Raw genomic sequence first — 1,830 nt, 5'->3', positions numbered from 1 at the left:
GTAACGGTTATTTCTCACCTGTTCATTCATCACTTTCCACAACCGCTCTATGGGGTTCAGGTTCGGACTGTATGGCGATAAGTAATGAAGCTCTATATTCAGCAGATAAGCCCATGTTTTTACCTGCTCCGTCCGGCGGTATCCTGCACCGTCAAGGATGATATGAACCTTCTGCTTTATCGGGTAAGTTTCACGCAGTGCGATGAAGAACCGCGCTATATTATGACTGTTGATTTTGTCATATTCCCGGATGACCGTCCGACTGATATCGTTCAGGTTCAGGGCTCCCATGAGGTTCAGGCGGGTGCGACTGCCGGTGGTTTCCACCACATGGGCTTTTTTTCCGGCAGGCATCCAGCCATAAGCCAGTTTTGTTCCCTGCGTCGGATGCACGCCATCAATGAACAGAATGGGTTCATCTTCTCCTGCTTCCCGTTTCAGTTTTTCGTAAGTTTCCACGAACACCTGCTGGGTTTCTGCGCTGTATTTATGCGGGATACCAGCCGGTTTTCTGTAACTGAAGCCGTTGCGGTGCAGCCACTTGTTCATACCCGCAACGGTATAGCGGATACCCCACCATTCATCAACCAGTGCGATAATGGCCAGCGTGGTGGGCAGAAGGTTATCCGTCAGGTATGCGATGAGTTCCCCGGTCTGCGCCTCGCAGAGATGGCTGTCTGAGCCTCCATTTTCAGGTCTCAGTTTTTCTTCATTAAGCCAGTCATTGAGATGACGGCGAACTGTCGTTTCATGGATACGTTGAGACTGTGCGATCATGGCCGTTGACCATCCTTCAGAAGAAAGCAACACACAGCGCACTCTGTCCCGGACATGATGGTCACGACTCTGGCTCTGTAGTTCTTCAAGAGCCATTTTCTGTTCTGTCGTCAGTTCAACTTTCATACAGGCCAGCATGATCTTCATTATCCGTAAAATCAAGCATCTTCAATGATCACGGGTATATATATTTTAACGCAAACAGGTAAGGTTGCCTGCGAATATACGTCCGAAAGCTCGTGCAAGCCATCAATAAATTTCAGTATATTAAAATAACCCGGGAGCGGTCATTGCGAATCACTTCTCTGCACTCACGATAAAAATATAAAATGTCTTCTTCAATACTCCGGTCAGTTCTTCTGTTGAAAGAGGGTTGCACTTGACCTTTCATCAACAATTGAAGTAAATGATCTTGCCTTACCATAGTGAGCAGGGGGACTCCTGACGAGCATATTAGACGGATTACCTGATGCTTCACTAAAGAAAGCACTGGCTGTAAAAATGAATCATACAGTCGATATTATACAACGAGAAACGACCGGGCATGACCTTTCAACCATTGATGACTGACAGACTGATACTTCGCCCACTGGAGCAAAGGGACATCCCTGTTATACAACAGCTGGCTGGTGATCCCCGAATTGCAGAGTGGACAGCCAGCTTTACCACACCATTCAGTCGGGAACAAAGTGCCCGCTGGGTAAATCGCGCCATAAACACCATGCAGTCAGGCCAGGCTGTTATTCTGGCGATCACTCTGCGTCCGACAGCGGAACTTACTGGCGTGGTGAGTCTGAGACTTACCGGAAATGAAACACCGCAACTGGGTTACTGGCTTGGAACAGCATATCAGGGAAAGGGGTATTGTACGGAGGCTGTACGTGCCCTGCTGCACTATGGATTAAGCAAGCTTAAATTAAAGGAAATTACTGCCCGTTGCGCTGATAACAATACGGCATCAAAAAACGTCATGCGACGCTGTGGCATGAAAGAAGTAATGGGAGTAACGTCTACCGTAAAAATAAAAGAGTGTTGGGTTGAATTGAGAACTTA

At 47.5% G+C, this 1,830-nt stretch carries 2 protein-coding genes; one reads left to right on the top strand and one right to left on the bottom strand.

Annotated elements, in window-relative coordinates; genetic code table 11:
• The coding region (locus tag FCN80_RS24450) for an IS630 family transposase (protein ID WP_445081516.1) at positions 1-903 on the bottom strand (903 nt) is incomplete at its 3' end.
• Between the two features lie 418 nt (positions 904-1,321).
• Here FCN80_RS24450 and FCN80_RS24445 point away from each other — a divergent pair.
• On the top strand, positions 1,322-1,830 hold a 509-nt coding region (locus tag FCN80_RS24445), incomplete at its 3' end, for a GNAT family N-acetyltransferase (protein ID WP_136992936.1).

It is taken from the genome of Martelella alba (genome assembly GCF_005217455.1).
Lineage (GTDB): Bacteria > Pseudomonadota > Gammaproteobacteria > Enterobacterales > Enterobacteriaceae > Acerihabitans.
This window is presented reverse-complemented; position numbering and strand designations above follow the sequence as displayed.